At 59.0% G+C, this 18,890-nt stretch carries 17 protein-coding genes; 12 read left to right on the top strand and 5 right to left on the bottom strand.

The window, feature by feature from the left end; genetic code table 11:
* The first annotated feature begins 137 nt into the window (after positions 1–137).
* From AB3226_RS24185 to AB3226_RS24200, 4 genes are all read left to right on the top strand, one after another.
* Positions 138–617, top strand: coding sequence for a MarR family winged helix-turn-helix transcriptional regulator (locus AB3226_RS24185; RefSeq protein WP_007896150.1), 480 nt, complete (start codon positions 138–140; stop codon positions 615–617).
* Positions 607–2,076, top strand: coding sequence for an efflux transporter outer membrane subunit (locus AB3226_RS24190; RefSeq protein ID WP_367374915.1), 1,470 nt, complete (start codon positions 607–609; stop codon positions 2,074–2,076). The genes AB3226_RS24185 and AB3226_RS24190 overlap by 11 nt, the downstream gene beginning before the upstream one ends.
* A gap of 15 nt (positions 2,077–2,091) precedes the next feature.
* Positions 2,092–3,294, top strand: a complete 1,203-nt coding sequence (locus tag AB3226_RS24195) for an efflux RND transporter periplasmic adaptor subunit (protein ID WP_367374916.1) — start codon at positions 2,092–2,094, stop codon at positions 3,292–3,294.
* Between the two features lie 204 nt (positions 3,295–3,498).
* Positions 3,499–5,028, top strand: a complete 1,530-nt coding sequence (locus AB3226_RS24200) for a DHA2 family efflux MFS transporter permease subunit (RefSeq protein ID WP_367374917.1) — start codon at positions 3,499–3,501, stop codon at positions 5,026–5,028.
* Between the two features lie 30 nt (positions 5,029–5,058).
* Here the strand turns inward: AB3226_RS24200 and lpxH are convergent, their stop codons facing one another.
* Both lpxH and AB3226_RS24210 read right to left on the bottom strand, forming a co-directional pair.
* The gene (gene lpxH / locus AB3226_RS24205; protein WP_367374918.1) at positions 5,059–5,811 is read right to left on the bottom strand and encodes a UDP-2,3-diacylglucosamine diphosphatase; all 753 of its coding nucleotides are present in this window, start codon (positions 5,809–5,811) and stop codon (positions 5,059–5,061) included.
* Positions 5,808–6,311 carry a peptidylprolyl isomerase gene (locus AB3226_RS24210; protein WP_367374919.1) on the bottom strand — a complete coding sequence of 168 codons (504 nt, stop codon included), beginning with the start codon at positions 6,309–6,311 and terminating at the stop codon, positions 5,808–5,810. The genes lpxH and AB3226_RS24210 overlap by 4 nt, the downstream gene beginning before the upstream one ends.
* Positions 6,312–6,590: 279 nt before the next feature.
* On the opposite strand from AB3226_RS24210, the gene AB3226_RS24215 reads away from it, so the two are divergent.
* Both AB3226_RS24215 and cysS read left to right on the top strand, forming a co-directional pair.
* Complete coding sequence (locus AB3226_RS24215; RefSeq protein WP_367374920.1) at positions 6,591–8,288, top strand: glutamine--tRNA ligase/YqeY domain fusion protein; 1,698 nt, start codon at positions 6,591–6,593, stop codon at positions 8,286–8,288.
* Between the two features lie 15 nt (positions 8,289–8,303).
* Positions 8,304–9,686 carry a cysteine--tRNA ligase gene (gene cysS, locus AB3226_RS24220; protein WP_367374921.1) on the top strand — a complete coding sequence of 461 codons (1,383 nt, stop codon included), beginning with the start codon at positions 8,304–8,306 and terminating at the stop codon, positions 9,684–9,686.
* A 228-nt stretch (positions 9,687–9,914) separates the two neighbouring features.
* Here the strand turns inward: cysS and AB3226_RS24225 are convergent, their stop codons facing one another.
* Positions 9,915–11,762, bottom strand: a complete 1,848-nt coding sequence (locus AB3226_RS24225) for a sigma-54-dependent Fis family transcriptional regulator (protein ID WP_367374922.1) — start codon at positions 11,760–11,762, stop codon at positions 9,915–9,917.
* Positions 11,763–12,087: 325 nt separating this feature from the next.
* Here AB3226_RS24225 and AB3226_RS24230 point away from each other — a divergent pair, with 325 nt between their 5' ends.
* From AB3226_RS24230 to AB3226_RS24255, 6 genes are read left to right on the top strand one after another with little or no spacing between them, the layout of a single operon-like run.
* Positions 12,088–13,182, top strand: a complete 1,095-nt coding sequence (locus AB3226_RS24230) for an ABC transporter ATP-binding protein (RefSeq protein ID WP_367374923.1) — start codon at positions 12,088–12,090, stop codon at positions 13,180–13,182.
* Positions 13,182–14,279, top strand: coding sequence for an ABC transporter ATP-binding protein (locus AB3226_RS24235; protein ID WP_367374924.1), 1,098 nt, complete (start codon positions 13,182–13,184; stop codon positions 14,277–14,279). The genes AB3226_RS24230 and AB3226_RS24235 overlap by 1 nt, the downstream gene beginning before the upstream one ends.
* Positions 14,276–15,142, top strand: coding sequence for a carbohydrate ABC transporter permease (locus AB3226_RS24240; RefSeq protein WP_123358323.1), 867 nt, complete (start codon positions 14,276–14,278; stop codon positions 15,140–15,142). Before AB3226_RS24235 ends, AB3226_RS24240 begins: the two co-directional genes overlap by 4 nt.
* An 8-nt stretch (positions 15,143–15,150) precedes the next feature.
* Positions 15,151–15,951, top strand: a complete 801-nt coding sequence (locus AB3226_RS24245) for a carbohydrate ABC transporter permease (RefSeq protein WP_007896138.1) — start codon at positions 15,151–15,153, stop codon at positions 15,949–15,951.
* Positions 15,952–15,961: 10 nt separating this feature from the next.
* Positions 15,962–16,234: a DUF2160 domain-containing protein gene (locus AB3226_RS24250; RefSeq protein WP_258622733.1), complete on the top strand. Its 273-nt coding sequence runs from the start codon at positions 15,962–15,964 to the stop codon at positions 16,232–16,234.
* A gap of 47 nt (positions 16,235–16,281) precedes the next feature.
* Positions 16,282–18,024 carry an extracellular solute-binding protein gene (locus AB3226_RS24255; RefSeq protein ID WP_367374925.1) on the top strand — a complete coding sequence of 581 codons (1,743 nt, stop codon included), beginning with the start codon at positions 16,282–16,284 and terminating at the stop codon, positions 18,022–18,024.
* A 164-nt stretch (positions 18,025–18,188) separates the two neighbouring features.
* Here AB3226_RS24255 and AB3226_RS24260 read toward each other — a convergent pair whose 3' ends face one another.
* Positions 18,189–18,503, bottom strand: a complete 315-nt coding sequence (locus AB3226_RS24260) for a DNA-binding transcriptional regulator (protein WP_030130910.1) — start codon at positions 18,501–18,503, stop codon at positions 18,189–18,191.
* On the bottom strand, positions 18,493–18,843 hold the full coding sequence (locus tag AB3226_RS24265; protein ID WP_367375838.1) for a toxin: 351 nt from the start codon (positions 18,841–18,843) through the stop codon (positions 18,493–18,495). The genes AB3226_RS24260 and AB3226_RS24265 overlap by 11 nt, the downstream gene beginning before the upstream one ends.
* Between the last annotated feature and the right edge of the window lie 47 nt (positions 18,844–18,890).

Here is an 18,890-nt window from a genome sequence, read left to right on the forward strand (position 1 = left end):
GTCAGAGTGTTCACCGCAAAAACTATCGCCATTTATCAGTCAAATACAAAGCAACCTAACTATTACGTTGACATTCGCTGCCTAGGCAGTAACATCTCGACATACATTCTCTGCCTAGGCAGCTAATTGGCGGTCAGATGAAACATTTCACCTCATACGATTTCCACAATTGCCATCTCGGCCTCCTGCTCGGGCGCGCCGCGCTGCTCAAGGACCGGATCATCGACACGCACATGGAACCCCACGGCATCACCGCCGCGCAGTTCAAAGTGCTGATCATCATGGCCCAGTTCGGCGTCGATACCCCGGCCGAGCTGTGCCGTCACCTGTCGCTGGACAGCGGTTCGATGACCCGCATGCTCGATCGTCTGGAACAGAAAGGTTTCCTCGCTCGCCAACGCTCCGAGGCAGACCGGCGTCAGGTTCAGCTGGTGCTGACCGAACAGGGCCAGCAGCTGACCGATCAGCTGCCGCAGATCGGCGCCGATGCCATGAATGAACTGGCTGGCGCCATCACCCCGGAAGAACTGAAAACCCTGGAACAAATCCTGAAGAAAATTCTGGTAGCCGCGGGTGACTCGATCACTCTGCTGCGGGTAGGTGGCCATGAACAGTAAAAGCCTGCGTAGCGGTCTGAGCCTGGTGCTGTTGGCCATGAGCCTCGCCGGCTGCGCCAGTTACAGCGGCCTGACCACCGAAGGCGTCAGCCTCGATGCGAAAAATCTCAAGGCCGGGCAATCCCTCAACGGCGTGACCCTGTCGCCCGCGGCGTGGCCGAAAAGCGACTGGTGGAAAAGCCTTGGCGATCCACAACTCGATGGCCTGATCCGCGAAGCCCTGCACGACAGCCCGGACATGCAAATCGCCGACGCCCGCGCCCATCAGGCCAGCGCCGCTGCCTATGCCGCCGACGCCGCGCGGATGCCGACCCTGGATGCCAGCGCCGGTGTCAGCCGTTCGCGTCTGGCTCGCGATCAGGACCCGAGCGGGCAGGGCGGCACTTACTCCACCGTGCGCAACGTTGACGCGAGTTTCAATTACAACTTCGACCTTTGGGGCGGTCAGCGCAATGCCTGGGAAGCCGCATTGGGCCAGGCCCGTGCCGCCGAAGTCGATCAGCAGGCTGCGCAACTGACCTTGTCCGCCGACGTCGCCCACGCTTACAGCGATCTGGGGCAGGCGCACATCATCCATGACCTGGCCAGCGAAGACCTCAAGCGTACCCAACAAATGCTCGACCTCAGCCAGCGTCGCCTGAGTTCGGGGATCGACAGCCAGTACCAGTTCCAGCAGACCGAAAGCCTGGAAGCCAGCGCCGAAGCCAGCCTGATCGACGCCGAGAAACGCCTGCAAAGCGCGAAAATCGCCTTGGCCGTGCTGCTGGGCAAAGGTCCGGATCGTGGTAACGAAATCGCCCGACCGAAAGTTCTCCAGGCAAGCGCCGTCGCTTTGCCGTCGGTGTTGCCGGCGGAATTGCTTGGTCGTCGTCCGGACTTGGTGGCGGCACGCTGGCGGGTTGAAGCCGCGAGCAAAAACATCGCGGCGGGCAAGACTCAGTTCTACCCCAACCTCAACCTGAGCGCAGCGGCGGGTGTCGAGTCGTTGCTGGGCGATGCGATGTTCGGTTCGGCGAGTCGCTTCTTCAATGTTGCGCCAACGATCTCGGTGCCGATTTTCGACGGCGGCCGCCTGCGGGCCGACCTCGATTCCCGCGACGCCGATTACGACCTCGCGGTGGCGCAGTACAACAAAAGCCTGGTGAAAGCCCTGGGCGATGTCGGCGACACCATCAACCAGTTGCGCGATATCGGTCGGCAGATCGGTGCACAGCAGCACGCCACCGACATTGCCCAGGATTCTTACAACACCGTGGTCCAGCGCTACGGTTCCGGCATCGGTAATTACCTGGACGTGCTCAGCATCGAGCAGCAATTGCTCCAGGCCCAGCGTCAGCTGGCCAACCTGAATGCCGAGCAGATCGACCTGTCGATTCAACTGATGCAGGCACTGGGCGGCGGCTTCCAGGGCGAAACCCTGACCGCAGCCAACGCAACCCCAGCCACGCAGCACAACTAATTCAAGGTACCCGTCATGGCCACTGTCGATACATCCAAAGCCCCTGACAACGCTCAAGACACGAGCAACCCACGCAAACGCAAAGTGATGCTGTTTGCACTGACCGTCGTGGTGATCCTCGCCGGGCTCGGCGTCTGGGGTTATCACCAATTTTACGGTCGCTGGAACGAAAGCACCGACGACGCTTATGTGAACGGCAACGTGGTGGAAATCACGCCGTTGGTTACCGGCACCGTGGTCAGCATCGGTGCCGACGATGGCGATCTGGTCCACGAAGGCCAGGTGCTGGTCAACTTCGACCCGAACGACGCCGAAGTCGGGCTGCAAAGTGCTCAGGCCAATCTGGCCCGCACCGTGCGTCAGGTGCGTGGTTTGTACAGCAACGTCGACGGCATGAAAGCCCAGGTCAATGCACAGCAGGCCGAGGTGCAAAAGGCGCAGGACAACTTCAATCGCCGGAAAAACCTCGCCGCTGGAGGCGCGATTTCCCAGGAAGAACTGTCCCACGCCCGCGATGACCTGACCTCGGCACAAAACGCCCTGGCCAACGCCAAGCAACAGCTGATGACCACCAGCGCGCTGGTCGATGACACCGTGGTGTCGTCGCACCCGGACGTGATGTCCGCCGCCGCGCAATTGCGTCAGGCGTACCTCACCCATGCCCGCAGCACCTTGATCGCGCCGGTCACCGGTTATGTTGCCAAACGCAGCGTGCAATTGGGGCAGCGGGTCCAGCCGGGTACGGCGCTGATGGCGGTGATCCCGCTGGATCAACTGTGGATCGACGCCAACTTCAAGGAAACCCAACTGCGTGACATGCGTATCGGTCAGCCGGTGGACATCGAGGCTGACCTCTACGGCAGCGACGTCAAATACAGTGGCACCATCGACAGCCTCGGCGCCGGGACTGGCAGCGCGTTTGCCTTGCTGCCGGCGCAGAACGCCACCGGTAACTGGATCAAGATCGTCCAGCGGGTGCCGGTGCGGATTCACATCAACGCCGAAGAACTGGCCAAGCACCCATTGCGGGTCGGCCTGTCGACTCAGGTCGATGTGAACCTGCGTGACCAGAGTGGTCCGGTGCTGGCGCAACTGCCGCCGCAAAAGGCTTCGCTCAGCACCGGCATCTACGACCGTCAGTTGGCCGAGGCCGACGCGATGATCACCCAGCTGATCCACGACAACAGCGCCGTGGTCAGTAAAACCGTTCAACGCTGACACCGACCCTGGGAGCGAGCCTTTGTGGCGAGGGAGCTTGCTCCCGCTCGGCTGCGAAGCAGTCGCAAAGCTTTTGGGACCGCTTCGCGACCCAACGGGGCGATGCGGCGTTCCGACAAGCCCCCTCGCCACAAAGGCTCGCTCCCACAAGGTCAGCTGCGTCTGTAACAGACGTAGCGCCAATCAGGTTTCAAAGGATTTGCGATGAGCAATAACGCGTCTTTCACGCCGCCCAGCCTGCTGCTCAGCACCATCGGCCTGTCGCTGGCGACCTTCATGCAGGTGCTCGACACCACCATCGCCAACGTGGCCTTGCCGACGATTTCCGGCAACCTGGGCGTGAGTTCGGAGCAGGGCACCTGGGTCATTACCTCGTTTGCCGTAAGCAACGCCATTGCGCTGCCGCTGACCGGTTGGCTCAGCCGACGCTTTGGTGAGGTGAAGCTGTTCCTTTGGGCGACGATGCTGTTCGTGCTGGCCTCGTTTCTCTGCGGTATCTCGACCTCGATGCCGGAGCTGATCGGCTTTCGTGTGCTTCAAGGCCTGGTGGCCGGGCCGTTGTATCCGATGACACAGACGCTGTTGATTGCCGTCTATCCGCCCGCCAGGCGAGGCATGGCCCTGGCGTTGCTGGCGATGGTCACGGTGGTGGCGCCGATTGCAGGGCCGATCCTCGGCGGCTGGATTACTGACAGCTACAGCTGGCCGTGGATTTTCTTTATCAACGTGCCGATCGGTGTTTTTGCGGTAATGGTCGTGCGCTCGCAGCTCAAGGCGCGGCCGGTGGTGACCAGTTACCAGCCGATGGATTACGTGGGTTTGATCACTTTGATCATTGGCGTCGGCGCGTTGCAGGTGATCCTCGACAAGGGCAATGACCTGGACTGGTTCGAGTCGAACTTCATCCTGATCGGCGCGGCCATTTCGGTGATAGCACTGGCGGTGTTCGTGATCTGGGAAATGACCGACAAACATCCGGTGGTCAACCTACGGCTGTTCGCTTACCGTAATTTCCGCATCGGCACCATTGTGTTGGTGTTGGGTTACGCCGGGTTCTTCGGGATCAACCTGATACTGCCACAATGGCTGCAAACCCAGATGGGCTACACGGCCACTTGGGCCGGACTGGCGGTGGCGCCGATCGGCATTCTGCCGGTGCTGCTGTCGCCGTTTGTCGGCAAGTACGCGCACAAATTCGACCTGCGCCTGCTGGCCGGTGGTGCGTTCCTGTGCATCGGTTTGAGTTGCTTCATGCGCGCCGGGTTTACCAATGAAGTGGACTTCCAGCACATCGCTTTGGTGCAGCTGTTCATGGGCATTGGCGTGGCGCTGTTCTTCATGCCGACCTTGAGCATTTTGATGTCGGATTTGCCGCCGAGCCAGATTGCCGACGGCGCAGGGCTTGCGACGTTCCTGCGGACCCTGGGCGGTAGTTTTGCGGCGTCGTTGACCACCTGGATCTGGATTCGCCGCGCCGATCAGCACCATGCGTATTTGAGTGAAAGCATCACCACGTTTGAGCCGGCGACTCGGGATGCCTTGAATGCGCTCGGCGGGGCGAGTAACCCGGCTTACGCGCAACTGGATCATGTGCTGACCAGCCAGGCGTACATGCTCTCCACCGTGGATTACTTCACGTTGCTGGGGTGGGCGTTCATGGGGTTGATTGTGCTGGTGTGGCTGGCGAAACCGCCGTTTGCGGCGAAGGCAGGGCCTGCTGTCGCCGGTCATTGAGATAAACACAAACCCCTGTGGGAGCGGGCGTTAGTTTGTGGGTGCTGCCAGTTGTGGCGGCGGGGCGAAGTCAAACGGCGCCAACGCAAACCCTTGCTCATCCACCTGCAGTGCCCAGCCCTGACGATCCCAATCCCCCAACACAATGCGTTTGGCCGACTGCTCGCCAATCTGCAATTTGTGGATGGCGGGGCGATGGGTGTGCCCGTGGATCAAGGTTTTCACGCCATAGTGCTGCATGATCCGCGGCACTTCTTCCGGCGTGACATCAACAATGTCATTGGCCTTCATCCGCGTTTGCGCACGACTTTCGCTGCGCAGCTTGCGCCCCAGTTTATGGCGAGTACGCAAGGGCAGGTGCCGCAGGATGAACAGGGTGATCGGGTTGCGCAGGTAGCGTCGCAGCTTCATATAGCCGACGTCACGGGTGCAGAGGCTGTCGCCGTGCATCAATAGCACTGGCTCGCCGTAAAACTGCACGACACTCGGGTCTTTCAACAACGTGCAACCGGCCTGTTTACAGAAGGCCTGGCCAAGCATGAAGTCGCGATTGCCGTGCATCAGAAAAATGGCCGTGCCGCTGTCGCTAAGTTCGCGCAGGGCCTGGCAGATGGAACGCTGGAACGGCGTCATGGCATCGTCGCCAATCCACGCCTCGAAAAAGTCGCCCAGAATGTACAGCGCACTCGCTGAGCGGGCACGTCTAGCGAGCAAATCCAGAAACGCCCGGGTAATGTCCGGGCGCTCCTCTTCCAGATGCAAGTCTGAAATCAGCAGTATCACTCAATGATCTCGGCTTTCTCGATGATCACGTCTTCTGCTGGTACGTCCTGGTGGCCGGCTTTGGAAGTCGTGGCCACGCCTTTGATCTTGTCGACCACGTCGGTGCCTTCGACTACTTTGGCGAATACGGCGTAGCCCCAACCCTGAGCGGTTTTGCCGCTGTGGTTCAGGAAGCTGTTGTCAGCCACGTTGATGAAGAACTGGGCGGAAGCCGAATGCGGCTCCATGGTGCGGGCCATGGCTACGCTGTACTTCACGTTCGGCAGGCCGTTGTCGGCTTCGTTCTGGATGCTTGGGCGCTTGTCTTTCTTTTCTTTCATGCCTGGCTCGAAACCGCCGCCCTGGATCATGAAGTTGCCGATGACGCGGTGGAAAACAGTGTTTTCGTAGTGACCGGCTTTAACGTACTCGATGAAGTTGGCCACGGTGATCGGGGCTTTTTCAGCGTTCAGTTCCAGGACGATGTCGCCTTGGTTGGTGGTCAGTTTGACTTGGGTCATGATCATCACTCTTTATGAGGTAAAGCGTTTTCTATGAATTCGTGGGTTTCGGGGCGTTCAGGCCCTCAACCAGTCCGGCCAGTGTCGGCCAAGGCAGGCAGTTTAGCGTGCCGGGCGCGAATTTCGAGGCTGTTTTTCATTGGCAACCGATTAAATGCAACCGATTGCCGGCCTGCTCTGTCAGCCACTTGACAGCATCGGCTATGATAAGCCCCTTTGATTTATAACAGCCGCTTTGATTTGGCCAACTGGCCGCGCACTTGTACGTTCAAGGATCCTATGAGCAAGCCCACTGTCGACCCTACCTCGAATTCCAAGACTGGCCCTGCCGTGCCGGTCAATTTCCTGCGCCCGATCATCCAGGCGGACCTGGACTCGGGTAAGCACACGCAGATCGTCACCCGTTTCCCGCCTGAGCCCAACGGCTACCTGCACATCGGTCACGCCAAGTCGATCTGTGTGAACTTCGGTCTGGCCCAGGAATTTGGCGGCGTCACGCACCTGCGTTTCGACGATACCAACCCGGCCAAGGAAGACCAGGAATACATCGACGCGATCGAAAGCGACGTCAAATGGCTGGGCTTCGAATGGTCCGGTGAAGTGCGCTATGCCTCGCAGTATTTCGACCAGTTGCACGACTGGGCGGTAGAGCTGATCAAGGCCGGCAAGGCTTACGTCGATGACCTGAGCCCTGAGCAAGCCAAGGAATACCGTGGCAGCCTGACCGAGCCGGGCAAGAACAGCCCGTTCCGTGACCGCTCCGTGGAAGAAAACCTCGACTGGTTCGCCCGCATGCGCGCCGGCGAATTCCCGGACGGCGCACGCGTGCTGCGGGCCAAGATCGACATGGCCTCGCCGAACATGAACCTGCGCGACCCGATCATGTATCGCATCCGTCACGCGCATCACCACCAGACCGGCGACAAGTGGTGCATCTATCCGAACTACGACTTCACCCACGGTCAGTCGGACGCCATCGAAGGCATCACCCACTCGATCTGCACCCTGGAGTTCGAAAGCCATCGTCCGCTGTACGAGTGGTTCCTCGAGAACCTGCCCGTACCGGCGAACCCGCGTCAGTACGAGTTCAGTCGCCTGAACCTGAATTACACCATCACCAGCAAGCGCAAGCTCAAGCAACTGGTCGATGAAAAGCACGTTCATGGCTGGGACGATCCGCGCATGTCCACGCTGTCGGGCTTCCGCCGCCGTGGCTACACGCCGAAATCGATCCGCAACTTCTGCGAAATGATCGGCACCAACCGTTCCGACGGCGTCGTCGATTTCGGCATGCTGGAATTCAGCATCCGTGACGACCTCGACCACAGCGCCCCACGCGCCATGTGCGTGTTGCGTCCGCTGAAAGTCGTGATCACCAACTACCCGGAAGGCCAGGTCGAAAACCTCGAATTGGCGTGCCACCCGAAAGAAGACATGGGCGTGCGCGTTCTGCCGTTCGCCCGTGAGCTCTACATCGACCGTGAAGACTTCATGGAAGAGCCGCCAAAAGGCTACAAGCGCCTGGAGCCTGCTGGCGAAGTGCGTCTGCGCGGCAGCTACGTGATCCGCGCCGACGAAGCGATCAAGGACGCCGATGGCAACATCGTCGAACTGCGTTGCTCGTATGACCCGGAAACCCTCGGCAAGAACCCTGAAGGCCGCAAGGTCAAAGGCGTGGTGCACTGGGTGCCGGCCGCGGCCAGCGTCGAGTGTGAAGTGCGCCTGTACGATCGCCTGTTCCGCTCGGCCAACCCTGAGAAGGCCGAAGACAGCGCCAGTTTCCTGGACAACATCAACCCTGACTCGCTGCAAGTCCTCACCGGTTGTCGTGCCGAGCCTTCGCTTGGCAATGCACAGCCGGAAGACCGTTTCCAGTTCGAACGCGAAGGTTACTTTGTCGCGGATATCAAGGACTCGAAACCCGGTCATCCGGTGTTCAACCGTACCGTGACCTTGCGTGATTCGTGGGGCCAGTGATTCAAGGAAATTAAAGTGCTTACGATCTACAACACGCTCACCAAGAGCAAAGAAGTCTTCAAGCCTCTGGATGGCAACAAGGTGCGCATGTACGTCTGCGGGATGACCGTGTACGACTACTGCCACCTGGGCCATGGCCGCAGCATGGTCGCGTTCGACCTGGTGACCCGCTGGTTGCGGTTCAGCGGTTACGACCTGACCTACGTGCGCAACATCACCGACATCGACGACAAGATCATCAATCGTGCTCGTGAAAACGGTGAGTCGTTCGAAGCGCTGACCGAGCGCATGATCGCGGCGATGCACGAAGACGAAGCGCGCCTGAACATCCAGAAACCGGACATGGAGCCGCGCGCCACCGGCCACATCGCCGGCATGCACGCGATGATCCAGACCCTGATAGACAAGGGCTATGCCTACGCACCGGGCAATGGCGACGTGTACTACCGCGTCGCCAAGTTCATGGGCTACGGCAAGCTGTCGCGCAAGAAGATCGAAGACCTGCGCATCGGCGCGCGGATCGAAGTCGACGAGTCGAAACAGGACCCGCTGGACTTCGTGCTGTGGAAAGGCGCCAAGCCAGGCGAGCCGAGCTGGCCATCGCCTTGGGGTGACGGACGTCCGGGCTGGCACATCGAGTGCTCGGTGATGTCGACCTGCTGCCTCGGCGAGACCTTCGACATTCATGGCGGCGGCAGCGACCTCGAGTTCCCGCACCATGAAAACGAAATCGCCCAGAGCGAAGCGGCCACCGGCAAGACCTACGCCAACGCGTGGATGCATTGCGGCATGATTCGCATCAATGGCGAGAAGATGTCCAAGTCCTTGAACAACTTCTTCACCATTCGCGACGTGCTGGAAAAGTACCACCCGGAAGTCGTGCGTTACCTGCTGGTATCGAGCCACTACCGCAGCGCGATCAACTATTCGGAAGACAACCTCAAGGACGCCAAAGGCGCGCTCGAGCGTTTCTACCACGCGTTGAAAGGCCTACCGAACGTGGCGCCGGCCGGTGGCGAAGCCTTTGTCGAGCGCTTCACTCAGGTGATGAACGACGACTTCGGCACGCCGGAAGCCTGCGCGGTGCTGTTCGAGATGGTCCGCGAGATCAACCGTCTGCGTGAGAGCGATCTCGATGCGGCGGCGGGTCTGGCGGCTCGTTTGAAAGAATTGGCCAGCGTGTTGGGTGTGTTGCAACTTGAAGCCGATGACTTCCTGCAGGCCGGTGCCGAAGGGCGGGTTGATGCGGCTGAGGTCGATGCACTGATCCAGGCTCGTTTGACGGCTCGTGCCAATAAGGACTGGGCCGAATCCGACCGCATCCGCGACCAGCTCACCGCCATGGGCGTGGTGCTGGAAGACGGCAAGGGCGGGACGACCTGGCGATTGGCTGACTGATGATCGTTCCCACGCAGAGCGTGGGAACGATCAAACAAAACCCGCCTTGTGCGGGTTTTTGTTTATGTGCAGGGTGTAAGTGCGGCGGTGCCCATGCTGGCGCCATCGCGGGCAAGCCCGCTCCCACAATGACCGAGGTGGACCCCGGTTCTGTATACGACACAAATCCCTGTGGGAGCGGGCTTGCCCGCGATGGTCTCAAGCCGAACACAATCCATGTGGTCTTCGTCACTCAACCTGACGTAATCGCTTGTACAGGGTATTCCGGCTAACGCCCAGCCTCCGGGCTAAATGGGAAATATTGCCTCCCGCCGCCTGCAATTGCCGATTCAATTCCTCGGCATCATTCAAATCCACCGCCAACGTCTCCGGAGAATCCACCGGCTCCATCTCCAGATCGACAAAAAAATCATCCGGTAAATGCTCCGGCCGCACGGGCTGCTCTTCGGCCATGGCCAGCGCTACCTGCATCACGCTGCTGACCTGACGCAAATTCCCCGGCCACGGATGACGACTGAACAGCTCCATCACTTCACGGCTCAAGCCAGCCCATTGGCTCGGTTCGCGGTGCTGTTCCCATAGCCGTTTGAACAGCGCTTCTTTATCGCTGCGTTCCCGCAGCGGCGGCAGTTCCAGGGTCAAACCGCCGATGCGGTAATACAAATCCTCACGAAACCGCCCCAGCTGAACCTGCTCGCGCAATGAGCGGTTAGTCGCTGAAATGATCCGAATGTCCACCGGGAACAACTCGCTGCTGCCCACCGGTTGCACGCAACGCTCCTGCAACACCCGCAGTAGCCGGGCCTGGGTCGGCAACGGCATATCGCCGATTTCATCGAGGAACAGGGTGCCTTTATCGGCTTTGCGGATCAGCCCGATGCTGCCTTTCTGATTGGCGCCGGTGAACGCACCTTTCTCATAGCCAAACAGCTCGGACTCCACCAGTTCGGCGGGGATCGCGGCACAGTTGACGGCAATGAACGGCTGTTTGCTGCGTGAACTGGCCTGGTGCAGGGCTTTGACGAAGACTTCCTTGCCGACCCCGGTTTCCCCGTGGATTAATAGCGGAATGTCCTTTTCCAGCAAGCGTTCGGCCTGGCGCACGGCTTTTTCCACGCGGCTGTCGCCAAAATGCAGGGTATTGAGGCTGATCGCGGCGGGCACCGCCACGCTGGGTTCGACGCTCTTTGTTTCAGAAAATAGCCTAGCCTGAATCGGCGCTTGTTTCGGTCGTTTCAACAGGCATTGAAACCGGTTGCGCCCCGAGGCTTGCAGGGCAAATGGCAGGCCGTCCGGCTGGTTCAGCAATTCCAGCAATGAGACTTTGAACAGGCTTTCGACGCTGACCCGCGACAGGCTGATGCCCAGCAAGTTGTCGGCCCGGCGATTGGCCGACAGCACCTGACCGGTTTCGTCGAAGATCAGCAATCCGGCCCATTGGCTGTCGAGGTTATTCAGCCCGGTGTTGAAGGTCAGCTGGAAATGCTGGCCATGGAACAGGTTGAGGATCAGCCGGTTCTCCACGGTCTGGCTCATCATCTTGACCATGCCCAAGGTGTGCGACGGTGGCAGGTAGCTGTCGCTGGACACATCCAGCACCGCGATCACTTTGCGCTCGGCATCGAAAATCGGTGCGGCGGAACCGGTCATGAAGCGGTTGGCCTTGAGAAAATGTTCATCGTGCTCGATGTGCACCGCCTGCTCGCAGGCCAACGCGGTGCCGATCGCATTGGTCCCGCTGCAACGCTCCATCCAGCTGGCGCCAGCGCTGAAACCGCGAGTCAGGCTCGGTTCGATGAAACGCTGGGTACCCCAGGACGTCAGCACCTGGCCCTGATTGTCGGCGAGCATGATCAGGCAATTGGAGTTACTGAGGATGTTCTCGTAATACGGCAGGACTTCCTGATGGGTGGTCTGCACCAGTGAATGCTGGCTCTCCAGCAACTGGGCGATGCCATCGGCCGGCAGCTGATCGAACGCCGGCGCGCTCTGATGATCGAGCCCAAACGCGCGGCAGCGGGACCAGGAGTCCTGGATGATGGCGTCGTGGGATAACGCGGGGGAAGGTGCGGCCATTACAGTCAGCCTCTGAATAAAGCTTTTTATTGTTGTTATAGGTAGTTCCCTGTGGGAGCGAGCAGGCTCGCTCCCACAGGTTCCGCACGCTGGCATTGCTCCAGGAACGGTAAAAAGCATCCGTAGAGTGTTGTTCACTATTGTTCATTGTCAACCGTTGAACTGTTCAATTGTTCAGTCGCGGTTGTTCATTTCTGTTCAGCAACGAACGCTGTTTTTACCTCATTTTAAGGATTTTCAAGCCAGATCAATCGCTTGGAATTTCTGGCACGAATGTCGCTGTAGTGCTCCAGTCGCTTGACTCCAATAATAAAAAGGCCGAGCCATGTCACTAATCCTGGAGCACGTCAGCCGTACCGTCGAGGGTCAGACCTGGATCGATGATGCGTGCCTTAACTTCGAACCCGGATCGTTCAATGTTTTGCTTGGTCGCACGCTGTCCGGCAAAACCAGCCTCATGCGCCTGATGGCAGGTCTGGACAAGCCCGACAGCGGTCGCATCCTGATGAACGGCGTCGACGTCACCCAGCGCCCGGTGCGTTTACGCAACGTGTCGATGGTCTATCAGCAGTTCATCAATTATCCGACCATGACGGTGTTCGAGAACATCGCCTCGCCGCTGCGTCAGTCCGGTGTTTCCAATGAGCTGATCCAGAGCAAAGTGCTGGAAACCGCGAAGATGTTGCGCATCGAGAAATTCCTCCAGCGCCATCCTTTGGAGCTCTCTGGTGGCCAGCAACAGCGCACGGCCATGGCCCGGGCGCTGGTCAAGGACGCCGAGCTGATTCTGTTCGATGAGCCACTGGTCAACCTCGACTACAAGCTGCGCGAAGAGCTGCGCCAGGAAATGCGCGAGCTGTTCAAGGCCCGGCACACCATCGCGATTTACGCTACCACGGAACCCAACGAAGCCCTGGCGCTGGGTGGTACCACCACGATTCTTCACGAAGGTCGGGTGATTCAGAGCGGCAAGTCCTCCGAGGTTTATCACCAGCCGCAAACCGTGCTGGCGGCGGAGTTGTTCTCCGAGCCGCCGATCAACCTGATGCCGGGGCGGATCGTCGGCAACGAAGTCAGTTTCGCCAATTTTGTGCACTTCCCGTTGAACGTCGATCTGCGGCCGGTGGGCGAGGGCGAGTTCCGTTTCGGTGTGCGCCCCAGCCACATTTCGCTGGTGCCGAGCAACGACGATGACCTGGAACTGGCGGTGACCGTCGAGGTGGCCGAGATCAGCGGTTCGGAAACCTTCCTGCACGTGCGCAACGAGTATTTTTTGCTGGTGCTGCACTTGCCGGGTGTTCACGAATACGACGTCGATGCGCCGATTCGCATCTATATCCCGACCCATAAACTGTTTGTGTTCGATATGCAGGGGCGGCTGGTCCAGGCGCCCGGTCGCCGCATTGCGAGGGTTGCCTGATGGCCGAAATCCGTTTGCAGAACCTTGCCCACAGCTACACCGCTACGCCGACCGGCCCTGAGGATTACGCGATCCGCGAGATGGACCACGTTTGGGAGCAGGGCGGTGCTTATGCGCTGCTCGGGCCTTCGGGGTGCGGCAAGTCGACCTTGCTCAACATCATTTCCGGGTTGCTCAGTCCGTCTCAGGGCCAAGTGCTGTTCGACAGTAAAGTGGTCAACGAACTGACCCCGGAAAAGCGCAACATCGCCCAGGTTTTCCAGTTTCCGGTGGTCTACGACACCATGACGGTGTTCGATAACCTGGCCTTCCCGTTGCGCAATCAGGGCATGGCCGAGGCGAAAATTCACACCAAGGTGCAGGAAATCGCTGAAGTCCTCGACCTCCAGGCATTGCTGTCCAAGAAGGCGCGCAATCTCACCGCCGATGAAAAACAGAAAGTCTCCATGGGCCGTGGGCTGGTGCGCGATGACGTATCGGCGATCCTCTTCGATGAACCGCTGACGGTGATCGACCCGCACCTGAAATGGAAGCTGCGACGCAAGCTCAAGCAGATCCACGAGCAGTTCAATATCACCATGGTCTACGTCACCCACGATCAGCTCGAGGCTTCGACTTTCGCTGACAAGATCGCGGTGATGTATGGCGGGCAGATCGTGCAGTTCGGTACGCCACGGGAATTGTTCGAGCGGCCGAGCCACACCTTTGTCGGTTATTTCATCGGCAGCCCGGGGATGAACCTGATCGAGGTCCAGCCACAAGCCGGCGGTGTCGGTTTTGCCGGGACCCACTTGCCATTGTCCGACGCGATGCAGAAACGAATCGCCGAGTCCGAATGGAAAACCCTGAAGGTCGGCATTCGTCCGGAGTTCGTTCATGTGTGGGACGAACCCTGTGATGACGCGATGCAGGCGCAGGTCGTACACGTTGAAGACCTGGGCACCTACAAGATCATGAGCCTGAACCTCGACGGCGCGCCGCTGAAAGTACGCCTGGCCGAAGACAAACCGGTGCCCGAAGGCACGGCCTACATCAGTTTTCCGGCGCAATGGCTGATGGTCTATGCCGATGATTACCTGCTGGAGGTGCTGCCATGAACAAGGTGCAGAACAACAAGGCCTGGTGGCTGGTGTTGCCGGTGTTCCTGCTGGTGGCATTCAGTGCGGTGATCCCGATGATGACCGTGGTCAATTACTCGGTGCAGGACATCTTCGACCAGTCGAGCCGCTACTTCGTCGGCGCCGACTGGTACAGGCAGGTGTTGCTCGACCCACGGTTGCATGACTCGTTGCTGCGCCAGTTCATCTACTCCGGCTGCGTGCTGCTGATCGAAATCCCGTTGGGCATCGCCATCGCCCTGACCATGCCGATCAAGGGCCGCTGGTCGTCGCTGGTGCTGATCATTCTGGCGATACCGCTGCTGATCCCTTGGAACGTGGTCGGCACCATCTGGCAGATTTTCGGCCGCGCGGACATTGGTCTGCTCGGCGCCAGCCTCAAGGCCATGGGCCTGAACTACAACTATGCATCCAACACCATGGACGCCTGGGTCACGGTGTTGGTGATGGACGTGTGGCACTGGACGTCGCTGGTGGCGCTGTTGTGTTTCTCCGGTTTGCGGGCGATTCCGGACGTGTATTACCAGGCGGCGCGGATTGATCGAGCGTCGGCCTGGGCGGTTTTCCGACACATCCAGTTGCCCAAGCTCAAGAGCGTGCTGCTGATCGCGGTGATGCTGCGGTTCATGGACAGCTTCATGATCTACACCGAGCCGTTCGTACTGACGGGGGGCGGTCCGGGCAATGCCACGACCTTCTTGAGTCAGACCTTGACCCAAATGGCCGTAGGACAATTCGACCTCGGCCCGGCGGCGGCTTTCTCGCTGGTGTACTTCCTGATCATCCTGTTGGTGTCGTGGCTGTTCTACACCGCCATGACTCACTCTGACGCCAATCGGTGAGGCCCGCCATGAGCAAGAGAAAGCTTATTCCACTGCTGATCTACATCCTGTTCCTGCTGGTGCCGATCTACTGGCTGCTGAACATGTCCTTCAAGAGCAACACCGAAATCCTCGGCGGTCTGACGCTGTTTCCCCAGGATTTCACTTTCGCCAACTACAAGGTGATCTTCACCGACCCGAGCTGGTACACCGGTTACCTCAACTCGCTGTACTACGTGAGCCTGAACACTGTGATTTCGCTGAGCGTGGCATTACCGGCCGCGTATGCGTTCTCGCGCTATCGGTTCCTCGGCGACAAGCACCTGTTCTTCTGGCTGTTGACCAACCGTATGGCACCACCGGCAGTGTTTTTGCTGCCGTTCTTCCAGTTGTATTCCTCGATAGGACTGTTCGACACACACATCGCGGTAGCGTTGGCGCACTGTCTGTTCAACGTGCCGTTGGCGGTGTGGATTCTTGAAGGCTTCATGTCCGGCGTTCCCAAGGAAATTGACGAAACCGCCTACATCGACGGCTACAGTTTTCCCAAGTTCTTCGTGAAGATCTTCGTCCCGCTGATCGGCTCCGGGATCGGCGTCACGGCGTTTTTCTGCTTCATGTTTTCCTGGGTCGAGCTGCTGCTGGCGCGAACCCTGACCTCGGTAAACGCCAAGCCTATCGCGGCGGTGATGACCCGCACGGTCTCGGCGTCCGGCATCGACTGGGGTGTGCTGGCGGCAGCGGGGGTGTTGACCATCCTGCCGGGCATGCTGGTGATCTGGTTTGTTCGCAACCACGTGGCCAAGGGCTTTGCCCTGGGTCGGGTATGAGGAACTGATGATGGAATGGATGAGTTGGACTGGCCCCACGGCGGCGTTCTTCAGCGTCATTGCCTTGATCCTGACGGGTATGACGACCTGGGAATTGCGTTCGCCGAGTGTCCCTCGGCGTGGTTTTCTGCCGATTGCTACTACTCGTGGCGATCGGCTGTTTATCGGTCTTCTCGGCAGCGCCTACCTGCATTTGCTGGTAATCGGCGTCACCGACTGGAGCATCTGGGTAGCGTTCGCGTTGTCTCTGGTGTGGCTGTTGGCTGTGATGCGTTGGGGCTAGTCGAATTGCTCGGCAATGTTGCTCCGAAAATCAAACAGGAGGTCTCTATGTTCGACAAAAACAATAAGCTGCGACATAGCGTTTCATTGGCAGCCATGCTGGCACTCAGCGGGTTGAGTGCTACAGCCTGGGCCGATGCCTATGAAGACGCCGCCAAGAAATGGATTGGCAGCGAGTTCAAACCGTCCACCTTGACTGCTGAACAACAGCTGGAAGAGCTTAAGTGGTTTATCAAGGCATCCGAGCCGTTTCGCGGGATGAGTATCAAGGTGGTTTCGGAAACCATCGCGACCCACGAATATGAATCCAAAACGCTGGCCAAAGCCTTTACCGAGATCACCGGGATCAAGCTGACCCACGACTTGCTGCAGGAAGGCGACGTGGTGGAAAAGCTGCAGACCCAGATGCAATCGGACAAGAACATCTATGACGGCTGGGTCAACGATTCGGACCTGATCGGTACGCACTTTCGCTACGGCAAGACCGAATCGATCACCGACCTGATGGCCAACGAAGGCAAGGCCTACACCTCGCCAACGCTGGATCTCAAAGACTTCATCGGCATCTCGTTCACCACCGCGCCGGACGGCAAGGTCTATCAACTGCCCGACCAGCAGTTCGCCAACCTCTACTGGTTCCGTGCCGACTGGTTCGAGCGGGCGGATCTGAAAGCCAAATTCAAAGAAAAATACGGTTATGAACTGGGCGTGCCGGTGAACTGGTCGGCCTATGAAGACATCGCCAAATTCTTCAGCGAAGACGTCAAGGAAATCGACGGCAAGCGTATCTACGGGCACATGGACTACGGCAAGAAAGACCCGTCGCTGGGTTGGCGCTTCACCGATGCCTGGTTCTCCATGGCCGGTGCTGGCGACAAGGGCATTCCCAACGGCTTGCCGGTGGACGAGTGGGGCATCCGTGTCGAAGACTGCCATCCGGTCGGTTCCAGCGTGACCCGCGGCGGCGATACCAATGGCCCCGCGGCAGTCTATGCAACCACCAAGTACGTCGACTGGCTGAAGAAATACGCGCCACCGGAAGCGGCGGGCATGACCTTCTCCGAGTCTGGCCCGGTGCCGTCCCAAGGCAACATCGCCCAGCAGATCTTCTGGTACACCGCGTTTACCGCCGACATGACCAAACCTGGCCTGCCGGTGATGAACGCCGACGGCACGCCGAAATGGCGCATGGCACCCTCGCCAAAAGGTCCGTACTGGGAGGAGGGCATGAAGCTCGGTTATCAGGATGCCGGTTCCTGGACATTCATGAAATCCACGCCTGAGAAACAGAAGCTCGCGGCCTGGCTATACGCGCAGTTCGTGACCTCGAAAACCGTGTCCCTGAAGAAAACCATCGTCGGCCTGACGCCGATTCGCGAGTCGGACATCAACTCGCAAGCCATGACCGACCTGGCGCCGAAACTCGGTGGCCTGGTGGAGTTCTACCGCAGCCCGGCCCGCGTCCAATGGACCCCGACCGGGACCAACGTGCCGGACTATCCTCGTTTGGCGCAACTGTGGTGGAGCCACATAGCCGAAGCGGCCAGTGGCGAGAAAACGCCACAACAGGCACTGGACGGTTTGGCCAAGGATCAGGACGCGATCATGACCCGTCTGGAACGCTCGAAGGCTCAAGCCACCTGCGCGCCGAAAATGAATCCGGAGCGGGATGCACAGTACTGGTTCGACCAACCGGGTGCGCCGAAAGCGAAACTGGCGAACGAGAAGCCTAAAGGCGAAACCGTGAGCTATGCCGAACTGCTGAAATCGTGGGAGGCGGCGCGTAAGTAAACAGCTGTACCGCGTGAAGCGAAACGGCACCGAAAGGTGCCGTTTTCATTTGTGCCTGATGGGCCGCCTTCGCGAGCAAGCCCGCTTGTGTCTTGCGCAGGAATTAGACTGAGGATGAGAGCGGGCTTGCTCGCGAAGGCGTCATGGAAAACGCCGCAAACACTTCAGGTCAGCGCCGCCAATTGTTGAACCGTCTCTGGAAAGCGCTCAACCAGCCGGATCAGTGTTGTCGCCTGAGCATTAGGTTTCGCCCGTCCTTGCTCCCAGTTCTCCAGCGTCCGGGTGTTGGTGCGCAAGTACATCGCAAACACCGGCCGGGAGAGATTCAGTTGCTGGCGGATGCCAACCACTTCCTCTGCCGTAATCGGAGCCAGTTTGGCCAGTTTTACTTTGTGCGTGCGTAGAGTGACTTTACCTTGGCGCTCATCGGCCAAGGCTTCAAACCCCTCTACCAGCTCGGAAAAAATGTCACGTTTCATCGCTCGTTCTCGCTTTGATTTCTCGATAAAGCATTTCTTTAAGCAGTTTTTTCTGTTGTGGCGTCAGATCATCCTGTTCGTTTTTGCCATACAAGGTAAAGAGCCAGAATTGGTCGAAACCGGACCGCCAGTAATAAATCACCCTCAGCCCACCGCGCTTGCCCTTGTTTCGCCGCTCATCCACCACCCGAATTTTGCGCAGACCTGCGGTGCCTTCGACGACATCCCCCGCTTCCGGGTTTTGCAGCAGCTCCTGCTGGAACCGGTGAAACAGATCATCATCCAGGTAGTCACTTCGATGCTTTTGAAATACGGGTAATTCGATAAAAAGAGCGTCCATGTTCTGTACGTTACCTGCGTATATTTCTATCACAAGAATCGAATAGG

This window comes from Pseudomonas lini (genome assembly GCF_964063345.1).
Classification (GTDB): Bacteria; Pseudomonadota; Gammaproteobacteria; order Pseudomonadales; family Pseudomonadaceae; genus Aquipseudomonas; species Aquipseudomonas lini_B.